The organism is Bacillus cereus group sp. BfR-BA-01523 (assembly GCF_022662615.1).
Classification (GTDB): Bacteria; Bacillota; Bacilli; order Bacillales; family Bacillaceae_G; genus Bacillus_A; species Bacillus_A mycoides.
The window spans coordinates 596,160-618,653 of record NZ_JAKUDX010000002.1; the positions used below are offsets into that span (position 1 = coordinate 596,160).

Here is a 22,494-nt window from a genome sequence, read left to right on the forward strand (position 1 = left end):
GGTAAATTACGGAAATTGATACCCCTTTTAAAAGGGGATCCATTCCATTGTTTGAATAAGGCGTTCCGCTGATTGAGGTTTCACTTTATGACTGTAATAAAAAGAATGGTAATAATCCAAACAATGAAAAATAAGATGTCTTTATTTTATAGAGAGAAGTGTATGGAAGCTCTTTTTTTATTGTTTATATATCAAAATGTTACATGGATTACTACGCGTATACAGTTTTTTATATTCTTTTTTATATTTTTGTATTTTTCTAAAGACAACAATGGAAAAATGGAATAAAATATGTAAGGGTACATAATAGATAATATTTTAATAAATAAATACATATAGGAAAATGAATAATAAAGTGAAACTTCCATCAGTGGATGATCATGCGCTAAACGAGCATGATGGAAAAGGAAGGGTGTGGAATATGCCAGATTTAGTTAGTGATGTAAGTCATTATATGAACTATTTAGTAACGAAGCGAAATACCGTTTCTAGTAATATTGCAAATGCGAATACACCTGGCTATAAAGCACAAGATGTAACATTTGCTGAGAAAATGAATATGAGCAGTGCATTATACAAAAAAAATGCTGCGGATTTAAAGAGTAATCCAGATTTATATCAAACGAATGTAATGCACTTACCGACAGCAAATACGAAAAATACATACGCAAAGATTCAAACGAAATCAATGCAAACGAATAAAGATGGAAACAGTGTTGATGTAACGACAGAAATGCTAGATTTAATGAAAACAAACCAATTATACGGTGTTTCAATTAATGCAATTAATACGCAATACGCTATTAACCAAGCAGCACGTGGACGTTAATAGTTAAAAGGAGAGACAAAGATGTTTCAGGCAATTAATGCAAGTGGTTCAGGGCTAACTACAGCGAGAAAATGGATGGAAGTTACTTCTAACAATATCGTAAATGCAAATACGACGGGAGCACCGGGTGCAGAGCCGTATCACCGTCGAAGTGTAGTATTAGAATCAAATAATAGTTTTGCAAGTATGCTAGATGGAGCTCCTACTAACGGAGTGAAAATAAAAAGTATTGAAACGGATCGAAATGAAAATCTTGTGTATGATCCGACGCATCCGCATGCAAATGAAGAAGGATATGTACGTTATCCGAACATTGATGTGACAGCTGAGATGACGAATGTAATGGTTGCTCAAAAAATGTATGAAGCAAATACAAGTGTATTAAATGCGAACAAAAAAATGCTCGATAAAGATTTAGAAATCGGCCGAGGATAAGAGGGAAGAGGGGAAATATGAAAATTCAACCAATGTTAAATACACAGCCATTTGGAGCGATTCAGCCGATTGGCACACAGAAAACTTCAGAAAAATCTGTAGTTGAAGGCAAAAAGTTTATTGATTTATTGGAAGATATGAATCAAACGCAAAATAATGCCCAAACAGCAGTATATGATTTACTGACAAAAGGGGTAGGAGAAACGCATGACGTTTTAATTCAGCAGAAGAAAGCTGAATCACAAATGAAAACAGCTGCTCTCGTACGCGATAATCTTATTGAAAATTATAAGTCACTAATTAATATGCAAATTTAGGAAAATGGACGGGTGTATTTAAATGGAAAAGATAAAAAATGTTTTCCAATCGTTGAAAACGTGGCATAAGTTAGTGATTGGTGCTGCGCTTTTAGCGATTGCAACAGGAGCACTTTTATACTTCACCTTGCCAGATAAATATGTTGTTGTATATCAAAATTTAAATGATACAGATAAGCAAGAGATTACAGCAGAATTATCGAAGCTAGGTGTTGATTACCAATTAGCAGCCGATGGTTCGATTCGAGTGCAAAAGAACGATGCTCCATGGGTTCGAAAAGAAATGAATGGAATGGGCTTGCCGTTTAATTCAAAAAGCGGTGAGGAAATTTTATTAGAAAGCTCACTCGGTTCAAGTGAACAAGATAAGAAAATGAAGCAGATTGTCGGCACGAAAAAGCAATTGGAGCAAGATATTGTACGAAACTTCGCGACAGTTGAAACGGCAAATGTGCAAATTACATTACCGGAAAAAGAAACAATTTTTGATGAGGAAAAAGCGAAAGGGACAGCGGCAATTACTGTTGGTGTGAAACGTGGACAACTATTAACAGCTGATCAAGTTGCGGGTATACAGCAAATGATTAGTGCGGCAGTTCCTGGCGTGAAAGCAGAAGAAGTAAGTGTTATTGATAGTAAAAAAGGTATCATCTCAAAAGGAACAGATGAAGCGCATTCTAACAGTTCCTCTTCTTATGAAAAAGAAGTAGAGATGCAGCATCAAATTGAAGGTAAATTAAAGCAAGATATTGACGCAACGTTAATGACGATGTTTAAATCAAATGAATATAAAGTGAATACGAAAGTGTCTGTAAACTACGATGAAGTTACACGTCAGTCAGAAAAATATGGCGATAAAGGTGTACTTCGCAGTAAACAAGAGCAAGAGGAAAGTTCTACTGCGCAAGAAGGAGCAGATACGAAGCAAGGTGCGGGTATTACAGCGAACGGTGAAGTGCCGAACTACGGTACGAACAATAATCAAAACGGTAAAGTTGTCTACGATAATAAAAATGGTAACAAAATTGAAAACTATGAAATAGATAAAACAGTTGAAACAATTAAGAAACATCCGGAATTAACAAAAACAAATGTTGTTGTATGGGTAGATAACGATACGTTAGTAAAACGAAAAATTGATATGACAACATTTAAAGAAGCGATTGGCACAGCAGCTGGGCTTCAAGCTGATCCGAATGGAAACTTTACAAACGGTCAAGTTAACGTTGTAACTGTTCAGTTCGACCAGCCGAAAGTTGAAAAAGAGAAAGAGCCAGAAAAAAGTGGTATGAACTGGTGGTTATTCGGTGGAATTACAGCTGGCTTGCTAGCAATAATTGGCCTAGTATGGTTCTTCTTAGCAAGACGTAAGAAAAAGAGAGAAGAAGAGGAATATGAAGAATACTTAGCAGAAGAAGAAATTGCTGCTAGTAGTGAAAGTATCCTAGAAATTCCTGAAGAAAAAATAGTACCAGAGCCAAAGCCAGAACCGGTAGAACCATCAGAACCTACATTAGATGATCAAGTGCAGGAAGCTACGAAAGAGCATGTAGAAGGTACTGCAAAAGTAATTAAAAAATGGTTAAACGGACAGTAAGGGAGGAAAAACAATGTTAGATGAAATCTCCTCCAAAGAGAAAGCTGCCATCCTCATTCGTACATTAAACGAAGAGGTGGCAGCAAAAGTCATTGAATATATGACGGCTGAGGAAAAAGAAGTGTTACTTCGCGAAATCGCGAAGTTTCGTGTATATAAACCAGAAACGTTAGAAAATGTACTAGGGGAGTTTTTGTACGAACTAAATGTAAAAGAGTTGAATTTAGTAACTCCAGATAAAGAATACATTCGTCGTATATTTAAAAATATGCCAGAAGACGAGTTGGAAAAATTATTGGAAGACCTTTGGTATAACAAAGATAATCCATTTGAATTCTTAAATTCACTTACAGATTTAGAGCCACTTCTTACAGTGCTTAATGATGAATCGCCACAAACGATAGCGATTATTGCTTCTTATATTAAGCCGCAACTTGCTTCTCAATTAATTGAGAGATTACCAGATCATAAACGTGTAGAGACGGTAATGGGTATTGCAAAGCTTGAACAAGTAGATGGTGAATTAATTAATCAAATTGGTGAGTTATTAAAAGCAAAATTAAATAATATGGCATTTAGTGCTATTAATAAAACAGATGGATTGAAAACAATAGTGAACATTTTAAATAATGTTTCACGAGGTGTTGAAAAAACAGTCTTTCAAAAGCTGGATGAAGTCGATTATGCGTTATCTGAGAAAATTAAAGAAAATATGTTTGTCTTTGAAGACTTACTTGGTCTTGAGGATCTTGCGCTTCGCCGTGTATTAGAGGAAATTACAGATAACGGTGTTATCGCGAAAGCACTTAAAATTGCAAAAGAAGAAATTAAAGAGAAACTATTTACATGTATGTCTTCAAACCGTAGAGAGATGATTCTTGAAGAGTTAGATGGCTTAGGACCGCTTAAGATGACGGATGCTGAAAAAGCACAACAAACGATTACAGGTACGGTGAAAAAGTTAGAAAAAGAAGGAAGAATTATCGTTCAAAGAGGTGAAGATGATGTCCTTATTTAAAAACAGAATTCCGAAGAATTCTGTTTCTTTTTCTGAAGAAACGTATGAATTACAATTTCCGAAACCAGTATCAGTTCACATTGAAGAAGAGATACAAGTGGATCATGCAGAACTTCTTGCACAGCAAGATGCATTACATATTGAAATGAATCAGCTAAGGCAGCAGCAGCAAATGCTAGAACGAGAGCGTCAGCAGTTGTTGCAAGATAAAGAACAGTTTCAAATGCATATTCATGAACAAATGGAACAGATGGAAGCAGCGCGTATACAGTTTCAAAAAGAACAACAAGAAACAGCATACGAATGGACAGAGTTATTATGGAATCAATCTTTTCAGTTAGCAGAAAAAGTAGTGAATCAAGCGGTAGATTCGCGCTTATTAGACGTTTTGCCGATTTTAACAGGCATCGTGCAAACATTGCCTACTTCATTTGAAAAATTAATTATAACGGTTCATCCAGAAACATTTGAACGTATACAAGAAGAGAAAGAAAATACGAAAGAGTATTGGCTACTACAATTAGTAGAATGGAAGTATGATTTTTCTTTACAGTTTGGCGAATTTGTTCTGGAAGAAGAGAAAGAGTTTTTTGAGTTTAAATTTGCGCCTATATTTGCGAAGCTTCGTCATAAGTGGGAAGAAGAGAAGTTGTTTGAGGAGCAAAATGTATGAACAACGAGCTAATGAATGAACATAATAAATGGAATACATTTATTGAAACACCGTTTTATACGAAAGTTGGCAAAGTTCATAGTGTACAAGAGCAGTTTTTTGTAGCGAAAGGTCCGAAAGCAAAGATTGGAGATGTTTGTCTCGTTGGAGAACATAGTGTCTTATGTGAAGTAATTGCGATTGAAAAAGAAAATAATATGCTACTTCCATTTGGACAGACAGAAAAAGTATGTTACGGAGATGCAGTTACATTAATTGAAGAAGATGTTGTTGTACCTCGTGGTAATCATTTACTTGGGAAAGTGTTAAGTGCGAATGGCGAAGTGTTAAATGAGAACACTGAAAACATTCCACTACAAAAAATAAAATTAGATGCACCGCCGATTCATGCATTTGAGCGTGAAGAAATTACAGATGTATTTGAAACGGGAATTAAATCGATTGATTCCATGTTAACGATTGGGATTGGTCAAAAGATTGGTATTTTCGCAGGATCGGGTGTTGGTAAATCTACCTTGCTTGGAATGATTGCGAAAAACGCAAAAGCTGATATTAACGTTATTAGTTTAGTAGGAGAACGTGGCCGAGAAGTAAAAGACTTTATTCGAAAAGAATTAGGCGAAGAAGGTATGAAAAAAAGTGTCGTTGTTGTAGCAACGTCAGATGAAAGTCACCTTATGCAACTTCGTGCGGCTAAGCTTGCAACATCTATTGCTGAATATTTCCGTGACCAAGGTAATAACGTATTACTTATGATGGATTCTGTTACTCGTTTTGCTGATGCACGCCGAAGTGTTGATATTGCGGTAAAGGAATTACCGATCGGTGGTAAAACACTGTTAATGGAAAGTTATATGAAAAAGTTATTAGAACGATCAGGAAAAACGCAAAAAGGGTCAATAACAGGTATTTATACAGTGTTAGTTGATGGTGATGATTTAAATGGTCCTGTACCAGATTTAGCTCGTGGTATTTTAGATGGACATATTGTATTAAAACGTGAGCTCGCAACTCTTAGTCATTACCCTGCCATTTCGGTATTAGATTCGGTAAGTAGGATTATGGAAGAAATCGTATCGCCGAATCATTGGCAACTTGCAAATGAAATGAGAAAAATTCTATCTATTTATAAAGAGAATGAATTGTATTTTAAACTTGGAACAATTCAAGAGAATGAAGAAAATGCTTATATTTTTGAATGTAAAAATAAAGTAGAAGCTATAAATACGTTTTTAAAACAAGGTCGAACGGGTAGTTTTCAGTTTGAAGATGTTGTCCAAGCGATGCACCATATTGTATAAGATCTCGCCCTTTGAGGTCTTATTTTTTTGATTTTAATATTTCACAGATTTTTTTGTAAAAAAACTATATAATAGAAAAAGGTAACGTTATAATAGGAAGGGGCTATGAAAACGGGTGGATAAGCAGCAGTACGACACGATTAAATTGCAGATTAATCAAGAGAAAGAACATATCTTGAAAGAAGTGTACGAACTAACAGCTGAAAAAAGAAAAATAGAACGAAAAAAAGAATATGATCTATATGTTGTGAAATCACGCAATAAGGTTGTACAAACGGGACAACGTATTATGGCTGGTATGCTGTCTTCACATACATTTTCACCTGAAAGAATAGAAGAATGGAATCGAAAAATAAAAAAAACAGAAGGTTTTATTCAAAAAAATGAAAGCCTTTTAGAGCAAATAAAAGAAAAAGAACGTGTCATTGATGAAATGTATCAAGAAGATTGTAAGAAGCTTGCGAAAGTAAAAGAAAAGCTGGAAGAAAAAATGCTTCTTGATTTAAAAATGTGTATGAACGGATGAGGTGGATGTAGTGATACAGTTTGTATTACCGGTGCAGCAAAGTTTACCTCCGCAAAAAGAAAAAGGGCTAGAAGTACAATCGAAAAATGAAAATTCTTCATTCGATAATACAATGAGAATTGAAAATAAAAAACAGCCGAAAACGGAGAAACCGAAACGAGAAGAAGCACCAGAAGAAGAGAAGAAAGAATATATTCTCGCAAAAAAAACGGTAACGAAAGAAGAGCCGATTGTAAAGAAAGAAGAAAAGAAAGAGACAGAACAGTTATTGTTAGCTGTATCTGAGCAGATGGTTGCAATTGAGCAATTGCATATGCAGCCAGAATTGTTATATCAATACATACAAAAAATACAGGCGTTATATAAAGAATACGGAAATATTAAACTGAATGAATTGCCCGCAGCTGAATTACAGCAATTACAAGAGCTTTTTTCTAACATGAATATTAAAAATGCCATATGTTTAGAAGATACAATGCAAATGGTGCTAGACAAGGTGACGATGCCAGAGCAAACGTTGCAAGCATTAAAAGTTGTAGAAACAGAAACTTGTAATATTGCAAAGAAACAAGAAGAGTCTAAGGAAGTAGAACTCCCGAAAGCAGAGAGCGATGATGTGAAGGTAGAGTTACCAAAAGTCGATCAGTTAAATGACTCAAGTTCGGCCGGAGCTGAGTTATTAAATAAAGCAACGGGTACTGACCAAATAGGAAAACAAAATAGTGGAGCTGAGAAGGTTACATTACCTGACTTAGGCAAGAAAATGGAAGCACAAGTAGAGGCTCTGCAAAAGTTTGTAGTGAAACAAGAACGTGTTTTATTCCAGCTAAATCCAGAGAAACTTGGTTCATTAACTGTATTTATGAAAAAGCATGGAGGTCAAATTGAAGTCCATGTAGAAATGGAAAAACACGATGCGAAAAAGCGTGTTGAAATAATTTTTGACGAATTGAAGCTGAAATTAAAAGAAAAAGAAATTAATATTCAAATAAGTTATTCAGAAAAAGATGAACAACGTAAAGAACAGCGAGAACAAGAGCAAAGGCAAAAACAAAAATTAGCAAGTACGAAGCAAGAGAAACAAGAATCGAAAGAATTTGCAGGATTATTGGAGGAATAAAGCGTGCCAACAGTTGGATTAAACACAACGAGTACAAATCATATTCCATTGCAGGCAGGAGCGCAAAAAAGTAATGCACCTGTTAATGGTGTACAATCGCCAGTTCAACAAACAAACGGAGTATCAGAAAGTGCTCAAAAAACTCCTGGTGTAATGGGGAAAGACGATTTTCTAAAATTATTTTTATCGAGTTTCCAGCACCAAGATCCGTTCAATGCGATGGATATGAATCAAATGATGAATCAGACAGCGCAGTTATCTCTTATGGAACAAGTGCAGAATATGACAAAAGCAGTTGACTCTTTAAGAACGACGATGTATTCGACAGCGCTTGATGGTGGAATGAAATTTTTAGGGAAATACGTAAGAGGTATTGACGGTGAAGGGAACAAAGTAACTGGTCAAGTAGAGACAGTTCGCCTTGCAGAAAATAACGATGTACAGCTCGTTATTAATAATAAAGTAGTATCTCTTCGTTTCGTTGAAAGAGTGTCTGATAAACCGATTGGAGAAACGAATCCAGAAGATGCAAAGAAAGACGATCAAAAAGTAACTGAAGAAGTAAAAACTACAAATTCATAAGGAGTGTACATACGTTATGATTAAAGCGTTATATACAAGTATTACAGGGATGAATGCAACACAAAATGCATTAAGTGTAACTTCAAATAATATTGCCAATGCACAAACGGTTGGTTATAAAAAACAAAAAGCAATGTTTGATGATTTACTATATAACAATTCAATTGGTGCAAAAGGTGACGGTAAATACGCAGGAACGAATCCGAAAAGTATCGGTAACGGTGTGAAAATGAGTGGTACGGTTACGGATTATAGTGATGGTACAATTACGTTAACAGGTGGCAAAACACAAGCTGCAATGGAAGGTAATGGTTTCTTCGTTGTAGGTGATTCAAAAGGCGGAAACATGGAATTTACGCGTAAAGGTACGTTTGGAATATCTTCAGATTATTATATTACGAACACAGAAGGTCAATACGTATTCGCATACCCTGCTAATGAGGCGACTGGTGAAGTTGATTTATCTGGTATTCCAGGCCCATTGCAAATTCCAATGGGGACGGCAATTGGTGGTATTCGAACATCGCAAGGGACAATTAAAGGGAATATTCCAACTGGTGAAAAACAAATTACGCAAGACTTACCTGTATACGATAATGCCGGTAATACATGGACAATGCGTGTAGAATTTACACAAACAAGCGAACACAATTATACATATAAAGTACAGATGCGTAATGACTCGAAAAAGGATACAAAGTTTGAGGATGTTCCAGGTGCAGGTGGTAATATGACATTTGATGCTGTTGGAAATCCAAATCCGAAAGAGCAAGGGGCCAATATTCCATTTGATGGTGGCTCTATAAAGTTAGACTTAAGTCATTTAACGAATCATCCGACAGATAAAACATTATCAGTAACAAACGTAGATGGTAGAGCGGCGGCGACTGTTAAAGATTGCTTTATTGCTGACGGTGGATATGTGATGGTAAAATATTCTGATGGAAGTATGAAATCTGCTGGTCAATTAGCTGTTGCGATGTTCCCGAATGAAGGCGGTTTGATGAAAACTGGAAATGGTAACTATACAGCGACGAATACAACTGGTATTTTAGCGTTAGGTGCATCTGGTCAAAACGGTGCAGGAAAAATACGTGGTGGTGCACAAGAAGGTGCAAACGTAGATTTATCTGTAGAATTCGTTGATTTAATGTTATACCAACGCGGATTCCAAGGAAATGCGAAAGTAATCAAAATTTCAGATGAAGTATTAAATGAAGTTGTGAACTTAATTCGATAATAAATCGTAAAGAAAAATTGTAACGTAGTAGAAAGGGTTTTATATTCGTATGACAAGACAAGAGCGAATTTTACAATTGCCTTTTTTCGAAAATAAACGTGAGCTTGCTGAGCAAGTGTTAAAAATAGAACGAGAAGAGCATGTATATTTACCAGATCAATTTGAAATCAAACAAGTGCCTCCATATTCGTTTGGTGAAAAGCAAGCAATCATTGGCCGTATACACGAGTTTTATTTCGTAAGTATTGGTAGCGATAGTGTTTGGAAGTATCAACTGTTTAAAGATGAGATGAAGTGCCGTGAGTTTTTCGTTATGTTGCCGGATATTACGGATCAGCAGCTTGCTTTTTGGTTCAATAACATTGAGCTGTTGAAAGGGGCTTAAAAGCTTTCTTTTAAGGTTTTGAGAGAGGGCCTAGCGATGAGTAGTAGCGGTTAGTGCTTATGAGTGGCTCGCGCATTGTGAGAACAGAGATATGGAGTGGTTCTAGGTTAGTTGAAGAGGGGCGAGGACCTAGCTGAGTGTAGTAGCGGTCAGTTGCCTATGAGTGGCTCGTACATTGTAAGACGAGAGGTGTGGAGTGGTTCTAAGGTAGTTGAAGAGGTCAAAAGCCAAGTGTAGGTGGTGCCTCTTCACTTTTGGGAGAGAGGATTTATCCGAGTCTAGAAGCATTGATTTGAAATAGATTTAGATTAATTAAGATATTGTACAATTAGACTAAGTTTATATAGAAGGAGAGGTGAGGAGGATGGCGCAGAATAAGTATCGCGTTACATTCATTTCGCCAAGTGAGGTTGAGCAACGTACTGTAATGGCGGCGAGTAGTTTACCTAATTTAATACGTCAAGTAGAGAGTATTATTGCAGATCCGAACGGTTATTTTGTAAATGATAAAAAAAATAATTGCTATTTTAAAGTTATTAAAGAAAATGTTACGTATATTCAATATGAGTTACTATTTTCTGATAAGGAAATTCACATTGAAAAATTAAAGCATATGGCGCCTAGTGTACTGAAGAAATTATTTGAGAAAATAAATGATCCTGAACTATACGCTCTTTCGCTTATCGATGTTGATATAGCGACGAAAGAATATGTGCTAGGAGAAATGGGTCCAGAGCTAAGAATGAGAGTGGAAACAGAGCTTTCAAAAAAATGGGAAGCGATGCCGACAGAAATTGTAGGAGCACAAGAAGTGTTACTAGAGGCACTTGCTTCGTTTATACAAGATTAAGTTTTACCGGTAGTATTTCTACTTTAAAACTGTGAGAATCACTCAACTATCTATATTTTTCATATAGGTAGTTGACTTTTCGGTTTTAATAAAGCTTAATAATTAGATATACGGAATTAATGGAAGGGGAGCGACACCTTTATGTCACAAGCACAAAGTATTTTATTAGAAAGCGGAACAAACGAATTAGAAATCGTAACGTACACTGTTGGTGAAAATTTATTTAGTATTAATGTAATGAAAGTGCGTGAAATTATTAATCCATTCCCTGTTACAACTGTGCCAGAATCTCATCATGCAGTTGAAGGTGTTGTTCAAGTACGTGGTGAAATTTTACCTGTTATTAACTTAGCAACGGCTCTTAATTTAAAATCTATAAAACCACTTGATCAAACGAAATTTATCATTTCAGAATTAAACCAAATGAAAGTTATTTTCCGTGTTGATGAAGTGCATCGTATTCAACGTATTTCATGGGAACAAATTGATGAACCAGCTTCATTATCTATGGGACTAGAAGAAACGACATCTGGTATTGTAAAACTAGATGGGAAAATCATTTTACTATTAGATTATGAAAAAATTGTATGTGAAATTAGCGGTACTGGTTATGACAATAAATCACTTGCAGGATTAGAGCAAAAAACAGATCGAGCTGAAAAAGTTATTTATATTGCAGAAGATTCAGCGATGCTTCGTCAAATACTAGAAGAAACATTATCATCAGCTGGATATACGAAAATGAACTTCTTCAGCAATGGTGCAGAAGCATTAGCTCAAATTGAAAAATTAGCAAAAGAGCAAGGTGAAAAAATGTATGAACATATTCACCTGCTTATTACAGATATTGAAATGCCGAAAATGGATGGACACCACTTAACGAAAGTAATTAAAGATAGTGAAGTAATGAATCAATTACCAGTCATTATTTTCTCTTCATTAATTACAAATGAATTATTCCATAAAGGTGAAGCAGTAGGAGCGAATGCTCAAGTAAGTAAGCCAGATATCCAAGAATTAATCGGGCTAGTTGATAAGTTAGTACTATAAAGCTTCTTTTAGTTGGAAGAGAGGAGCCAGCCATGTGTGTAAAGACAGAAAGGTAAAGTGTTTCTGAGATATTTTTGTTTTTCTGTAGCCACGGTGGTAATAATGGTCATTCTTTCGGTTAATTAGTTAGCGTTGTGTAAAACCCTCACCTTTACTATAAAGGTGAGGGTTTTTTTACATGATGTTCAATTATTTCATCTATAAGATTTCGTGGTGGCGCAAACTTTTTCGGTGAAAATATATTAGGAATACCATATAATATAATTAAGTAGAATTTTTCTGATATAATATTTTGCTTAGCTATTTTTTATTTTTTAATATTTGTTAAAAATCATTTTTTATTTCGATACTTTTTATACCTTTTTATATGTTAATTATTTGACAGATAATTTCGAAATGTTATAATATGGATATGTAAAAATTTCTATTTTCTTAAAGGGCATGGGAGTCATATGAGAATTGTGAAAGGATGAGGGGGAGTGACACAGATTATGTATCACCACACAGCAATCAATGTATTAAGTCTTTTACAAAACATGTCAAATAATAAAACGAACGATATGAAATTAGAGGCGGAATTTAAAAAAATAGAGAAACAATTCCAAGTCAGGTATGAAGAGCTAATCGATTTATATAATAGAATGGTATTATTTCAAATAGATATAGAAAAAAATGGCGGTATGCGAGTATATGAAAAATCAGCGATTACTTGGTTGAAGTCTGAACTAGAACTATTGTATGAAGTGTATCAATTTTGTCAACGTCATGGCTTAAACATCGCAAATATTTCAAAATATGTTAGTAAAAATGAAATGAATCTTTTCCGAAAAACGGAAAGTCAATTGCAAAACACGTATTATAAATTAAAAAAACAAGAGATGCCGTTTGAAAATATTGAAAAACAAAAGCCGGGGCGAAAACGTAAGTATACACCTGTAAAAGAGACAATTGTTGAGACAAAACAAGAAAGCAAGCAGGAAGTAAATGAAGACGTTCGAAATGAAGAAGATGAAAAAAGCCTCGTAACAGTTATGTCTGGCATCGTGGATAACTTTGAAACAATTAGTCAATGTAGTGAAAAGAGAGAACACGAATTGCATCAGTTCATGGAGGGAATCTATAAGCTTTCTAGCATGGCGGCAGAGCGTTCGAAGGATGAGAAGAACGCACGTGGTCTTGAAGGCGAATTACATTCATTACGAGCTGAAAATGAAAGATTAACACGAGAGAAGGCAGAGCTCGTTCATGATATTAAAGAAATGACGCATCATTTAATTCATTTCATTACGAGCTCGGATATCGATCAAATTCGTACATTGCCTTACTTCGTAAAAGAATGCAAACAAGATCTACATAAGCTAGGGTTATATAACGCTCAAGACGGAAAAATGAAAATTATGGTTGACCGTAGTGGACAAGTTATGACCGTAACACAATAAAAAAATTGGGTACAAAATAAAAGGGAGATACATAGTGTATATGTATTTCCCTTTTGTTTTGTATGGAATCATTTCGGGCAGAGGAAAAGTTACAATTAATTTTAGTAAATCAAAAATTTGTACAAAAGGAAGGAGCTAGGTCTTACTTTGTAGTATTGTGATCCGAAAAATACTGGGAATATGCGTATTGTCACTGTGAAAGGGCTTAATACATAATGATTTTAAAGATAAACCGACTCTTCCTCAATATTTAACTGATTTCATTGAGGTGAATAAGTTGTATAATCGTACAGTTGTTATTACATTTCATCAACAAACTTTTAATACGGAGAATTGAAGAGTAAAGTAGGATTCCAAAGCATAGCCAAAAAGGTGGCTGTTATAAGAGAAAACGACATGCCAGCTGTGTTAACGGAACTGGCTTTTATAGATAATGGTATCGATTACAGTAAACTATCTACGGCAAACGGCAGACAGATTGCAGCAGAAGCCATTTATGAAGGGGTTTTAGATTATTATGAATGGAAAGGAAATAATGTATCTGAATATAGATTGTAATAGGTAAAAGAAAGTTTAGTAATTCTAGGAATATGAAATTTATAAATTGCTAAAGTATAGTTTTGTTATTTGAAATGTGTTTTAGTTTTATAGTGTATACTAGCACCGATTTATTAAGGACTATAAATAAGTCGGTGTTTAAGTTAGCGTACTTAATGAATACTATAGAAGTTATGAAGAAAAAAAGATAAATAGATAGGGGCATACACCTACATTCATTATTTTTACGTGAAATTTTAATTTGAAAATAGTTAAGTCATATGATTCAGATGGGCAGTATACAATTAGTTCAAAGAAAACATTCTTTGAACTAATTAGCTATTAAATCTACTTGTTACATAAATAGATCGTATAACAATAATTGATATTGTTAAGGACATAGCTGCAGATATTTGTTGTAATTCCTATTATGGAATTTTTAAATATATGCAGGTGTAATATAAGGGTGCTTTATTTTGAAAGAAATCTTTTGAAATGGTCATAATATGAATAATAATTAGATACAAATTTTAAAAAATGATGAAAGACTTAAGAAGGTGAATATATTGCTTAAACATTCACATTTGCAATTTATCTTATTAACAATAGCTCTAATATTCTATATAAGCTTTTGCTATATATTTTTATTTGTTTTTCCGAATCAATATTTCGTATCAGATTTTAATATCCGACTATCATCCTTAGTTGTTGAAACTACTGTATTTATCTCATTACTGTATTCTATATTATCCAGAAAAATTAAGTTAGGAGTATTCTGGGTTTGCATTACTATTGCAATAGGGTGTTTCTTGATAGGGAATTTTATATCCGCTTTTCAAGTGCTTAATGTAGAATTACCAATACAAAATTTTAATATCTCTGATGTGTTTTTGTTGTTTTTCTTATTCTTCTTTCTCTTTGCATTCTTTTATAAAATCATTATGGAATGTAACAAGTGGGAAAAGGCGTATTTACTTTGTGATTTATGTATTGTTGTTACTGCTATTTTTACATTAGAGTGGTACCTATTTAATAAACCTTCTGCAAATATCTTATTCTTATCAATTGGAGATGTTTTTCTTTCATTTATTTTTCCGATTATAGATTTATTGCTTCTTTTACTAGGAATTAGCCTGATCTTTCGACCAGCTATTTTTAATGCGAAAAGTAAATTATTTATTTTTATTCTCGTATTAACTGGATTGGCTATTACGGACTACTTGTATTTTTACTTACAAGATGATTTGTCAGATCGTTCACTTATATTATTAAGGTGTTTGTATAGAGTTTTCCTATTATTAATTGCTATTGCTGCTTCGATCTCAAAGAATGCATCTTCTAGAAGGAATTATTTCATTATCGATCCCACATTTGGGAAGAAACTTCTTGTTATATTTCCTTATCTTGCAGTTGCGGTATTAATTGGCTTTACTTTAAAAGAGCAAACTTCCTCGGCTACACTTATTACTGGGAATTGTATTGCATTTGTATTTGTGCTGATTCGTCATACTATCGTACGAATGCAAAACAGCGATTTAACCGAAATGTTAAAAGTGTTTAATAATCAATTAGAACAAAAAGTATCTCAAAGAACAGAAGATTTAATAAAAAAATCCAATGACTTGGTCAAAAATCAAGAGAGATTTAAGTCATTATATGAGTATCATCCAGATCCTATTTTAACGATTAATTCAAATGGTACTGTGTTAAATATAAACCAGGCTGGAAGTATGTTATTAGGAAAAAACAGTGATGAATTAATAGGTAAAGAGTGCTTCTCGATTTTTTTAGACGAAGATAGATCTGAATTGGAAGCAGCTCTACAGGAAGGGAAACGATGCAGTTCGGCTTCGTTACAATTACGTGTGAAAAATAATAATGAGAAGGACATTCATTTTTGGTACGTCACCATTGTTCCTATTATGATAGAAGGACAAACTTTTGGGAGTTATGTAATGGTAAAAGACATTACGAGAATGAAGAAACAACAAGATGAGATAAACTATCTAGCATTCCATGATACAGTGACGGAGATTGGAAATCGAATATTCTTCCAAAAAGAATTAGAAAAATCCATTGAACGTGCACGAAAAACGCAGGGTGAATTTGGACTCTTGTATATAGATTTAAATCGTTTTAAGACTATTAATGATACACTGGGACATTCAATTGGTGACAGTGTTTTAAAAGAAGTTGCTAAACGTTTTAGGACATGTCTGTTACCGGCTATTCCTCTAGCGAGAATAGGGGGAGATGAGTTTGCAATCATAGTCCATAACCACACAGAGCAACAGCTATTGGATTTGTGTGAAACTCTATTTCGTATAACTGAAGAACCATTTGTAGTTAATCAACATAGTTTTTATTTATCTCTTAGTATAGGAATAGCGGTGTATCCGTTTGGAGGGATAAATACTACTACACTTTTACAACATGCTGATATTGCTATGTATAGTGCAAAGGAAAAAGGTAATAATGCTGTTTGCATGTATGACGAGACATTATCAAAAAAAATAACAAGACGATTACGATTAGAACAGGATTTACCGAAGGCATTAGAAAATAATGAGTTGTTTTTATTATATCAACCACAAGTTGACAGTAAGACTGGTATGGTTATTGGTGCAGAGGCTTTAATTCGTTGGCAACATCCAGAACTGGGACTTATTTCTCCTTTTGAATTTATACCTATCGCGGAAGAAACGTCGGAAATTATTCCAATTGGGAAATGGACGTTACAGGAAGCGTGTCGACAACTGAAAAAGTGGCATTCTGCAGGCTATGCAAATCTAAAAATGGGGATAAATTTATCAGCTATAGAGTTTGAACAGAAAGATTTTGTTCAAGCAATCATATCTACCATAGAAGAAGTAGGGGTACCTGCTAGTTCGATTGATTTAGAATTAACAGAGAGAATAGCAATGGTAGATGAAAAAGAAACGTTAGCGAAGTTAAAAGCATTAAAATCATATGGTGTACATTTATCAATTGACGATTTTGGTACAGGGTATTCTTCATTAGCATATCTCCCTTTGTATCCAATTGATACCTTGAAAATTCCAAGAGAATTTGTTAATAGGATCGGAAATTCTACTGATGGAAATGAAATTATTCATACCATTATTTCACTAGCGCATACTTTAAACATGAAAGTGATCGCAGAAGGGGTGGAAACGAAGGAACAATTAATAGTGTTACAACGTAATGCATGTTATCTAATTCAGGGCTATTACTACAGTAAACCTGTAAGTGAAGATGAATTCATCAAGTTTTTAAGCACAATGTCGCGTCACCTTTTCTAAGAAAACCACAATCTAGATTTGTTTTTTGTTGAAATTATAACAAATAGAGGACAGCAAAGTAACTGTCAAAATGTTTTAGCATTTAATTTGGCTTAATAGGAAATTCTAATGAGCAAAGACCTTATCTGATTTTAGTTTTAGAAAGGAGAGAAGCGGATGGATTCAATATGGCTAGAGTATGCTTGGGCATTGTTAATTTTAATCGGATTAGAAGGATTGTTATCGGCTGACAATGCCCTTGTACTAGCAGTTATAGCCAAGCATTTACCCGAAGAAGAGAAAAAAAGAGCTATAAATTACGGAATTATTATGGCCTTTGTTTTTCGATTCGCAGCCCTTTTTGCTATATCATTTATTGCAAATGTTTGGCAAATACAAGCGATAGGAGCAGCTTATCTTCTTTACTTAGGATTAAAGCATGTCATTCAGGCGCAATTCGGAAAAAATAATCAAAATATTAACAAGGAAGATGAAAAGGAAGCAGCAGGAAAAAGCTACTGGTTCACAGTAGGAAAGATTGCATTAGCTGACCTTGCCTTTGCGATTGATTCAATATTAGCCGCAGTTGCTCTTGCCCTCGGTCTTCCGGATTCTCCGCTTGATGATTTCGGAGGTATGGATGGAGGACAGTTCATTGTTGTACTCCTTGGAGGGATAGCTGGACTTATTTTAATTAAATTTGCGGCAACTTGGTTTGTACAATTACTGGAGAAACGTCCAGCACTAGAAACAACAGCATATGCAATTGTTGCCTGGGTCGGCGTCAAACTTGCTGTAATTACACTTGCCCATGAGGATATAGGTATTTTAGATCATGATTTTCCACACAGTACAACTTGGACTTTAATCTTCTACGGAGTATTAGTTGCCATCGCACTAATTGGTTGGTTTGCACCGGGAAGTAAGTCATCTCAGAATAATCCTAAAATGTAATACAAAGGTCAGAGCATTATGTGCTTTGTCCTTTGTAATGATAATTATATTGTGTATTTTTCGATTTAACGCTATAATTACAGTGTTAAAGATGGAATCGTGATATGACCTGTTATGAATCTATCATTTTATTTATGAATAAATGGATTGGTATTTTAGCAAGATGTGCTAATAAACTACTCCACCATGATGATAACGTGCCAAAAATGTGGTGCGTATATTTTCGTGGTGGAGTTTTTTTATTCTCAAAAAGGGGGAGTAACCATGAACGACAGCATGGTTCATATTACAATTAACGGCAAAGAGTATAATGCTGAGCCTGGTTCAACTATACTGGGCATCATTAATGAGAACGGAATTGAACATCCACAAATTTGTTATGTGCCGGAAGTGGATCCTATTCAAACGTGTGATACTTGTATTGTAGAAGTTAACGGAAAGCTTGTGCGATCCTGTTCTACTGTAGTGACGAGCGGTATGAATATTGAGTTGTCCTCTAATAGTGCGAAGGCAGCACAACATGAGGCGATGGACCGTTTACTAGAAAATCATTTACTGTACTGTACGGTTTGTGACAACAATAACGGGAATTGTAAACTGCATAATACGGCAGAATTAATGGAAATTGAGCATCAAAAATATCCTTATGAGCCAAAAGTTGATGCAAGCGAAGTTGATATGTCTCATCCATTTTATCGCTATGATCCGAATCAATGTATCGCGTGCGGTCAATGTGTAGAGGTGTGTCAAAACTTACAAGTAAATGAAACGTTATCTATTGATTGGGAGGCAGAGCGTCCTCGTGTTATTTGGGATGAAGGAGTAGATATTAACGATTCTTCATGTGTAAGCTGCGGTCAATGTGTAACGATTTGTCCTTGTAATGCTTTAATGGAGAAATCGATGCTTGGTGAAGCTGGATTTATGACAGGGTTAAAACCGGATGTTATGGGGCCTATGGTTGACCTTATTAAAGAGGTTGAACCTGGGTATAGCGGTATTTTCGCCGTATCAGAAGTAGAAGCTGCGATGCGCGACACTCGTACGAAAAAGACGAAAACAGTATGTACGTTTTGTGGTGTAGGTTGTTCATTTGAAGTGTGGACGAAGGGCCGTGAAATTCTTAAAGTACAACCAACTTCTGAGGCACCTGTTAATGCGATTTCGACTTGTGTAAAAGGAAAATTCGGTTGGGATTTCGTTAATTCTGAAAAACGACTTACGAAACCTTTAATTCGTAAAAATGGAGTATTCGTTGAATCAAGTTGGGAAGAAGCGCTTCATGTAGTAGCGAATAAATTAGGCTCTATTAAAGAAGAGTACGGTAAAGGCTCTATCGGCTTTATTTCTTCTTCTAAAATTACGAATGAAGATAATTATGTTATTCAAAAATTAGCGCGTCAAGTGTTCGAAACGAATAACGTTGATAACTGCTCACGTTATTGTCAATCACCAGCGACAGATGGATTGTTCCGTACAATTGGTATGGGCGGAGATGCAGGGACGATTAAAGATATCGCACAATCGGGTCTTGTTATTATCGTCGGTTGTAATCCAACAGAAGGCCACCCAGTATTAGCAACTCGTGTGAAACGTGCGCATAAACTTCACGGTCAAAAACTAATTGTTGCAGATCTTCGTAAAACTGAAATGGCAGAGCGTTCGGATATCTTTATTAGTCCAAAGCAAGGAACAGACCAAGTATGGTTAATGGCTGTTACGAAATATATGATTGATCAAGGTTGGCGCGATCAGCAGTTCATCGATGAGAATGTAAACTTCTTTGATGATTTCAAAGATAGTCTTAAAGAATATACGCTTGAATATGCAGAAGAGATTACAGGTATTTCAAAAGAAACTCTCGTTCAAATGGCAGAAATGATTCGTGATGCAGATGGTACATGTATTCTTTGGGGTATGGGTGTAACGCAAAATACTGGTGGTTCAGATACTTCCGCTGCGATTTCAAACTTACTTCTTGCAACAGGAAATTATCGTCGTCCAGGTGCTGGTGCATACCCGCTTCGAGGTCATAATAACGTACAAGGTGCTTGTGATATGGGAACTCTTCCAGGCTGGCTTCCAGGATATCAGCACGTTACTGACGACGTAGAACGTGCGAAATTCGAAATAGCTTACGGAGTAAAAATTGATAATAAACCAGGTCTAAATAATATTGAAATGCTTCACGCAATTGATGAAGGGAAAATGAAAGCTATGTATCTTGTTGGAGAAGATATGGCTCTTGTAGACTCGAACGCAAATCACGTACATGAAGTGTTATCAAGCCTTGAATTCTTTGTCGTTCAAGATGTGTTCCTTTCTAAAACGGCTCAATACGCTGATGTCGTATTACCGGCAGCACCATCTCTTGAAAAAGAAGGTACTTTTACAAATACAGAGCGTCGTGTACAAAGATTATATCAAGTGCTTCCAACGCTAGGAGATGCGAAACCAGACTGGTGGATCGTGCAGGCAATTGCTAATAAGTTAGGCGCAAACTGGAGCTATAATCACCCAAGTGAAATCTTTGCGGAAATGGCAAGCTTATCACCACTATTTGCACACGCAAACTATGAAGTGCTTGAAGGGTGGAACAGTTTCCACTGGGGAAGTTTTGATGGTACGAATACGCCGCTTCTATTCAAAGATGGATTTAACTTCCCGGACAAAAAGGCTCGTTTTGCGATAGCTGATTGGGTACGTCCTGCTGAATTCCCAGCAGAATACGATCTTCACATTAATAACGGCCGTATGCTTGAACATTTCCATGAAGGGAACATGACAAATAAATCAACTGGTATTCAATCGAAAGTACCAGGTGTTTTCGTCGAAGTTTCTCCAGAACTTGCAAGGGAACGCGGAGTGAAAACTGGTTCGTTAGTACGCCTTGTTTCTCCATTCGGAGCACTTAAATTACGTGCACTCGTAACGGATCGTGTAAAAGCGAATGAGCTGTATTTACCGATGAACTCGACAGATAATGAAACGGCGATTAATTTCTTAACAGGTCCTGCGGTCGATCAACGTACGAATACGCCTGCATATAAACAAACGAAAGTGCGTATGGAAGTGTTACAAGTAGAAGGTGAAAATCCGATGCCAAAAACGAACCCGCGTAATAAAAAGCGTCACCCTCAAAACGGTATTGCGGTAAATCGTAAGTGGGCTCGTCCAGGATACGTACATTTAACGGATAAAGTGAAACTTTAATCAGTGGGGGTTTTCTTTATTACCCACTGATTATTAGTTGAACCAATCGGGCGTTTACGGGCAGCCCGACCCCCACCTAACTTCTTTGCTTTCGCTGAATTTTGAGGTAGGGGTCTTATTGCCTGCAAATAGCGGGATAACTAGGGAGGAGAAAAGAATATGGCAGCACCTATTCAAGCGATCCAGAAGCAGGAGCTAACTGAGGAAGAACTTAAACAACAAAAACTCGAAGCTTTAAAAGAACTGCTAGCTAATAATGAAGATGCTTTAAATCAAATGTTTAATATAGTAGGTGAACTAAATGACATCGGGATGCTGGAAGCAGCAAATTCTATGTTGAAAGCGAAAGAACCAATCGCAAAAATTGTTCTAGGTCAAGTCACCCGTGAACCAGTTACAAATTTAATTAATAATATGATGGGCGCTGCAGGAGCTTTAACAGAACTTGATCCGGCACTTACGAAAAAGCTTATAGGTAGTGTATTAACAGGTATGGATGAAGGAAATCAGCATTTGCAAAGCAATAAAAAAGTAGGAATATTAGACCTTATGAAAGTACTGAAGGATCCAGATATTAATCGTGCTATCGGATTTGGTCTTCATTTCTTAAAAGGTATGGGTAAAGGGTTAAAAGAGGAATAGATAAGCAACAATAATAGTATTTCATATGTTGTTTGCGTACTTGAGATAATTGTAAAAGGTGATCCATTTCGTCTCATTATTAAATAGTTTAGGCGAAATGGTCATTTTGTTAAAATAGTTGTGATGGAATAACTAGGAAGGAATGAGAGTATGTCAAAAATGGTACATGAATTTAATGATATGATCCGAAAGCTTCGAAAAGAGTTGTTCGGGAAAGGGCCGGAAAGAATTCATACTGTATTTACCGAGAACATGGCGATTGCAACACTTTATGGGAATTTAACGCCTACTGAGAAATTTATTTCGGGAACTACGGATGGGGCGGAAATGGTTCATATGGCTCGAACGAAAATGATTCAAGAAGTGTATGTGGCTAATCCTCATGAACATTTAGAAGAACTTGTTGGTGCGAAGTTAGTTCATCTGTTTTCTGATATGAAAGTAGATGAAGATATTGCAGTTTCCGTGTTCGTTTTTGATAAAAATATAACGTGAGAGAAGGATG

General features: G+C 35.5%; 21 protein-coding genes and 2 pseudogenes. All 23 read left to right on the plus strand.

Going from position 1 to position 22,494, the window contains the following annotated elements; translation table 11 throughout:
• Positions 1–343 precede the first annotated feature (343 nt).
• The 23 genes and pseudogenes from flgB (at position 344) to MR066_RS07605 (ending at position 22,484) form a co-directional block, all read left to right on the plus strand.
• Positions 344–829 (plus strand): flagellar basal body rod protein FlgB, encoded by a 486-nt coding sequence (gene flgB / locus MR066_RS07495; protein ID WP_002064629.1) that lies wholly within the window; start codon positions 344–346, stop codon positions 827–829.
• A 21-nt stretch (positions 830–850) separates the two neighbouring features.
• Positions 851–1,264, plus strand: coding sequence for a flagellar basal body rod protein FlgC (flgC, locus tag MR066_RS07500; protein ID WP_002030933.1), 414 nt, complete (start codon positions 851–853; stop codon positions 1,262–1,264).
• A 17-nt stretch (positions 1,265–1,281) separates the two neighbouring features.
• Complete coding sequence (gene fliE / locus MR066_RS07505; protein ID WP_215587558.1) at positions 1,282–1,581, plus strand: flagellar hook-basal body complex protein FliE; 300 nt, start codon at positions 1,282–1,284, stop codon at positions 1,579–1,581.
• Between the two features lie 22 nt (positions 1,582–1,603).
• Positions 1,604–3,178, plus strand: a complete 1,575-nt coding sequence (fliF, locus tag MR066_RS07510) for a flagellar basal-body MS-ring/collar protein FliF (RefSeq protein ID WP_002086489.1) — start codon at positions 1,604–1,606, stop codon at positions 3,176–3,178.
• Between the two features lie 13 nt (positions 3,179–3,191).
• Complete coding sequence (gene fliG / locus MR066_RS07515; RefSeq protein ID WP_002030936.1) at positions 3,192–4,196, plus strand: flagellar motor switch protein FliG; 1,005 nt, start codon at positions 3,192–3,194, stop codon at positions 4,194–4,196.
• Positions 4,183–4,869 carry a FliH/SctL family protein gene (locus MR066_RS07520; protein WP_033706611.1) on the plus strand — a complete coding sequence of 229 codons (687 nt, stop codon included), beginning with the start codon at positions 4,183–4,185 and terminating at the stop codon, positions 4,867–4,869. Before fliG ends, MR066_RS07520 begins: the two co-directional genes overlap by 14 nt.
• Complete coding sequence (gene fliI / locus MR066_RS07525) at positions 4,866–6,170, plus strand: flagellar protein export ATPase FliI (protein WP_242246476.1); 1,305 nt, start codon at positions 4,866–4,868, stop codon at positions 6,168–6,170. Before MR066_RS07520 ends, fliI begins: the two co-directional genes overlap by 4 nt.
• Positions 6,171–6,285: 115 nt before the next feature.
• Positions 6,286–6,696 carry a cytoplasmic protein gene (locus tag MR066_RS07530; RefSeq protein WP_242246478.1) on the plus strand — a complete coding sequence of 137 codons (411 nt, stop codon included), beginning with the start codon at positions 6,286–6,288 and terminating at the stop codon, positions 6,694–6,696.
• A 10-nt stretch (positions 6,697–6,706) separates the two neighbouring features.
• A complete protein-coding gene (locus MR066_RS07535) occupies positions 6,707–7,816 on the plus strand; it encodes a flagellar hook-length control protein FliK (protein ID WP_242246480.1) in 1,110 nt (369 codons plus the stop codon).
• A 3-nt stretch (positions 7,817–7,819) separates the two neighbouring features.
• Positions 7,820–8,398, plus strand: a complete 579-nt coding sequence (locus MR066_RS07540) for a flagellar hook assembly protein FlgD (RefSeq protein ID WP_002086480.1) — start codon at positions 7,820–7,822, stop codon at positions 8,396–8,398.
• Between the two features lie 16 nt (positions 8,399–8,414).
• Complete coding sequence (locus MR066_RS07545; protein WP_002012032.1) at positions 8,415–9,638, plus strand: flagellar hook protein FlgE; 1,224 nt, start codon at positions 8,415–8,417, stop codon at positions 9,636–9,638.
• Positions 9,639–9,687: 49 nt separating this feature from the next.
• Positions 9,688–10,023, plus strand: coding sequence for a DUF3964 family protein (locus MR066_RS07550; RefSeq protein ID WP_002012031.1), 336 nt, complete (start codon positions 9,688–9,690; stop codon positions 10,021–10,023).
• Between the two features lie 364 nt (positions 10,024–10,387).
• Positions 10,388–10,873, plus strand: a complete 486-nt coding sequence (locus tag MR066_RS07555; protein ID WP_012260675.1) for a hypothetical protein — start codon at positions 10,388–10,390, stop codon at positions 10,871–10,873.
• 141 nt (positions 10,874–11,014) lie between these two features.
• Positions 11,015–11,923: a chemotaxis protein gene (locus MR066_RS07560; protein ID WP_002030950.1), complete on the plus strand. Its 909-nt coding sequence runs from the start codon at positions 11,015–11,017 to the stop codon at positions 11,921–11,923.
• Positions 11,924–12,414: 491 nt separating this feature from the next.
• Positions 12,415–13,362 (plus strand): DNA-binding domain-containing protein, encoded by a 948-nt coding sequence (locus MR066_RS07565; protein WP_016119942.1) that lies wholly within the window; start codon positions 12,415–12,417, stop codon positions 13,360–13,362.
• Positions 13,363–13,445: 83 nt separating this feature from the next.
• Positions 13,446–13,687 (plus strand): annotated as a pseudogene (locus MR066_RS07570) (Ger(x)C family spore germination protein); the annotation flags it as partial.
• Between the two features lie 53 nt (positions 13,688–13,740).
• A pseudogene (locus MR066_RS07575) lies at positions 13,741–13,920 on the plus strand (N-acetylmuramoyl-L-alanine amidase family protein); the annotation flags it as partial.
• Positions 13,921–14,465: 545 nt separating this feature from the next.
• The gene (locus tag MR066_RS07580) at positions 14,466–17,201 is read left to right on the plus strand and encodes a sensor domain-containing protein (RefSeq protein WP_242246482.1); all 2,736 of its coding nucleotides are present in this window, start codon (positions 14,466–14,468) and stop codon (positions 17,199–17,201) included.
• Between the two features lie 156 nt (positions 17,202–17,357).
• Positions 17,358–18,134, plus strand: coding sequence for a TerC family protein (locus MR066_RS07585; protein WP_002168733.1), 777 nt, complete (start codon positions 17,358–17,360; stop codon positions 18,132–18,134).
• A gap of 104 nt (positions 18,135–18,238) precedes the next feature.
• Positions 18,239–18,430: a hypothetical protein gene (locus MR066_RS07590; protein ID WP_002158491.1), complete on the plus strand. Its 192-nt coding sequence runs from the start codon at positions 18,239–18,241 to the stop codon at positions 18,428–18,430.
• Entirely contained in the window at positions 18,399–21,347 is a 2,949-nt protein-coding gene (gene fdhF, locus MR066_RS07595) for a formate dehydrogenase subunit alpha (RefSeq protein WP_242246484.1), read from the plus strand. The genes MR066_RS07590 and fdhF overlap by 32 nt, the downstream gene beginning before the upstream one ends.
• Before the next feature lie 159 nt (positions 21,348–21,506).
• Positions 21,507–21,989 (plus strand): helical membrane plugin domain-containing protein, encoded by a 483-nt coding sequence (locus MR066_RS07600; protein WP_242246485.1) that lies wholly within the window; start codon positions 21,507–21,509, stop codon positions 21,987–21,989.
• A gap of 150 nt (positions 21,990–22,139) precedes the next feature.
• On the plus strand, positions 22,140–22,484 hold the full coding sequence (locus MR066_RS07605) for a Na-translocating system protein MpsC family protein (RefSeq protein ID WP_002012015.1): 345 nt from the start codon (positions 22,140–22,142) through the stop codon (positions 22,482–22,484).
• Positions 22,485–22,494 lie beyond the last annotated feature (10 nt).